The sequence below is a fragment of the Rhodococcus sp. P4_E4 genome, assembly GCF_056401575.1.
This window is the reverse complement of sequence record NZ_JBFUJB010000051.1, coordinates 1-3,937: the sequence shown is the minus strand read 5'-3', so window position 1 is coordinate 3,937 and position 3,937 is coordinate 1. Positions and strand designations below refer to the sequence as shown.

The window sequence follows — 3,937 nt, the reverse complement described above, 5'->3', positions numbered from 1 at the left end:
GCCTTCACCACCGCAGGCTCCGGTTGCCGGACATCCTCCGCCCTCTCGATCTCGTGGCCGAGGATGGATTCTTGCCGTTGCATCCCTTACCGCCGTCGCGGCCCTCGCCGCAGGCGCCGYCACCGTTGTCACGATTCTCCGGTCGGGAGACACCGATGGACCGGTTGCAGGCCAGCTGGTCAACACTTACCCCACGCAGCCGACGCCAGGGTGGTCGTTGGACGTTGACGAGGTTCTGCCGGGCGGAAGATTTCTGTGGCCGGATTCGCTCGGTGCGAGCTATGGAACGGCGAGATTCATCGACGTGGGACAGACTCTGATCACTACGGTCGGTCCACAGCAGGGCCAGCAGTCCCAACTTGTAGCAGTCGACGCCGAGAGCGGATCCATTCGATGGCAAACGCCGGTCGCCGGCACGGTGTCGTGTGCGACCGCCGCGATCGATGCAGCCCTACCTTGTGTCGTCAGGAACCCTGGTGGAACAGCTCGAGTCGTTTCCTTCTCGCTCGACTCGGGGGCGATTCGTTCGAGTGTCGACACCGATACAGCCACCTTGGTCGAGGTTTCCGACGGAGCGGTCTTCACTGTCGGCGGTAGCCAGTCCGGGCTGGTGATTTCGCGCGGTACGCCTAACGATCTCGACGCGGCGTGGACAACGACACCTCCACCGGAAACCGACTGCGTCGGATCCGGCGATTCGCATTCGTTCGAGATCGTGGACGGCATCGTCTATTACTCGAGCATCGGATCTACGGCGCTCAACGCGGTCGATGGCGCACTGCTTTCGAATCCGAATCTGGGTGGCTACGAGGCACTTCCAGGACAAGGTTTTGCCGGCGTCCTCTGCGCGATGCCATTTCCGTCGGACGGATACTCCAGCATCGTGTCCGACCGTGACGGTGCCGAGAGATTTAGAGTTGACGAAGACGCACCGGCATCACCGTGGCTTGTCTCGGCATCGAACTCTCGTCCGTACATCGGCTCGCACGGTGCCTACGACATGAACGACGGCACCGAGTTGTGGTCGGTCATCGGCGGAGACCACTTCTCGCTACGCCGGATCGTCGGCGACATCGTGTTGGGCAACGACTCGGACACGCTCTCGGCCTACCGAATCGACACCGGGGAACAGTTGTGGTCGACCAAGATCGGTGACTACTTCTCTTACTCGGTCTCGGACGGTGAGCGAATTCTCGTCCATCCTAACGACGGCAGGGTACTAGCCGTTGAACTCGACGACGGCTCCATCAGCTGGTCACTCGATTCCCACACCAACCACTGGTCTTGGTCGAAGGCCCACGACGGACTCGCCTCGATCTCCAATGACGAATTCCTCTACTACCCACCGACCGGCGGACCGTCAGGGACACCGGGCAGGCTGCCCGCTGTCCCTGAATTCGACGGAGGCAACGAGTACGTCACGAAATGCGGACGGACACCGACCCTGACGCCGGTTGAATACCGCACGCAGGCAGAGGGTCTCGTCGTTCTAATGGAAATGAAAGCATCATGTCCCGGCGGAGACATCGTCTCCACCGACGCGCTTCGTGTGTCGATCACCGACACCGGCCAGAGCGTTGCATCGGCGGTGTTCGACTTCTCCGATGCGCCGATCTATCTTCCCCGAACCGATGGGACGAACACGACGAACTCGATCCAGCGCGAGTTCCTGTACGACCTCGGTAGCTTCTGGAGGCTGCCGAACACTCTCGGTGAGTCTTCGAGTCTGACCAATTCGAGAGCGTCAGGTGCTCAACTCGTCGAATGCGAGGACGAGGGGACGAGTGATACCAGCCTGACATCCGGGCCGGCATCGCGAAGTGACACCAATACGCCGATCCGACCCACACGTAGCGCGCAGCCGACAACGGGCGACGTCGAATCTGCGAGTCTTGACGCCCTCCGGGCTCAGGCCGACGCCGATCGCCCCTTTGTGATCGGTGACCTCGCGAACAGGTGGGTGGCTCAGATCTCCTCCAAGCGGGTCGGACTCGATGCGGCGGATATCAATGGCGCTCAGGTGCATTGGACTGCTGCCCAGATCCTGCGACAGCATCTCGAACTTCGTCTCATGTATCCGGAGGTGCGTCTGCTCTGGAGTGACGAATGGCGGACCTTCGATCTCCGGGGTTGGTGGATAACCGTCGCAGGCTTGACGTTTGCGGATGCGGATGCGGCAAACGGGTGGTGCGATTCGAAGCGGATTGCCAACGATCAATGCTTCGCCAAGATCGTCAGCAACGATCGCGATTCGTCGGGGACCACCAAATATCGGCGATAGTGCCTGAGCCGTTCGGCGCACTTCCCACATCTGAGGAGCTTGGCGAATGACCGAAGACAACTCGCGTCAACACAGCGAATCATCAATAGACGGTTTGCCCCAGCCACACGGCGTGTATCCACCGGCGCAGGGCTATTCACCGGCGCGATCTGCGTTCGAGGATATTCGGATCGGTGACTACACCCGCGACGGGACAGCCGCGGTACTACTGTTCGTGTCGTTCTTCTTGCCGTGGAGTGCGACCGTCGCAATAACCCGCGTCGGTTCGAGTGCTCTTGTGGTGCTTCTGGTTTTGCCGACGCTGCTGTCGCTGGTGTCCCTGTCTCTGCCGTACGTGGCGCGACTCGGAATGCTCGGGCCGAATTGGAATGTCGGGCAGATACGTGTGCTGCGTCTGGTGGCCAACGGACCCCTCATTGCCACTGTCGTGGGTCTTGTCGTCTACGACGTCATTCGTGGAATGTTCCGATTCAGTGAGAGCTCGAGTGTTTTCACCGGCAACGGGGTCGGCGCTGGAGCGTGGTTCGGGCTTGCCGGCGCCCTGCTCGCAGCTCAACCGCGAGCGGCCGAAATTCGCATCGACCCTCGAACCGCGCCGCGATGGTTGGCGTTGGTGAAGCCGCTTGTGTTTGTGGCTTGGGGGTCGTCAGTGGCCTCGGCGCTACTCGCGCTGATCTACATCCTGGTCTCCGCCAGTCGCTACCGATATTACGACGGGCCGCAGACATTCGAGAGCCTGATCGTTCTCTTCGTGTCGTCGGCCGTTCCGATCGTCGTGGTGGGTGTTGCGGCAGTCGGTCTCGCCAGACGGTTTGCGTCCTGGCGCCTCACCATCGCCGCGCTCGGCATCGCTCTCCTCGCAGCCGGATTACTCCACTCGATCAGCGAGGGCACAAGTGTCGAGCTGTTCCACACGGTCACGGCTAGTCCGTACTACGGCATCACGTTCTTGATTGCCGCAGCTGCAATTACATTCATTCCATTCGGTGTTGCATCCGTCGGCGACGGGACGCACCCCGGATACGTCTGGCTCGCAGCGGCACGAAACGGCATGCTGTTGATCGCGGTGTGGAGCTTCGGTGTTGGATTCTCTCAGATCGCAATGGCAGCAACGCAATTTGGCATCGTGCCGTGGGGAGATGCGTTGGTGCTCGCTGTTCTCGCGATACTCTTCGGGATTCTTGCCGTCGTCGGAGTCAGATCACTGTCGCTTCAGTATTCTTCGCTCGACCCTCGCCCGTCACGCGAGGTTGGTCTTGGAGTCTGTGTCGGCTTGCTCGTCCTGATGATCGTTCGTCTCGTGGTGCAGTCGGCCATGTATGGCGAAATATATTACAGTGCATGGATATTCGATCTCGCCATGGCGGTGCTGGTGGTTCTGGTTGCTCTCGCTCTCACAGTCTCACCGGCTGTTCGGAATTTGTATGCGGGGGTGCAACTGTTCGCGTCGGCCACCACGGTTACAGCTGCGGTACCGAATCTCGGACAGCCCGTTCAGCGTTCGAGTCGTGCTCTCGAGGCTGCGGATCCGCGGACTCCGGCGGCGGTGCTGTTCGAGATCGCATCGAGTTCGCCGGAGTTGCGGCCGGCGATCGCTGCGAATCCGTCGACGTACGACGATCTTGTGACGTGGCTCGAAGCGCTGGGTGATCCGGC

The 3,937-nt window shown here is 61.0% G+C and carries 2 protein-coding genes; both read left to right on the top strand.

Going from position 1 to position 3,937, the window contains the following annotated elements; translation table 11 throughout:
- Positions 1-2,281 (top strand): outer membrane protein assembly factor BamB family protein (locus tag AC1DVN_RS30745; protein ID WP_477994815.1); only part of this gene is annotated, 2,281 nt, incomplete at its 5' end.
- Positions 2,282-2,327: 46 nt separating this feature from the next.
- A partial coding sequence (locus tag AC1DVN_RS30740; protein ID WP_477994814.1) for a DUF7937 domain-containing protein occupies positions 2,328-3,937 on the top strand: 1,610 nt, incomplete at its 3' end.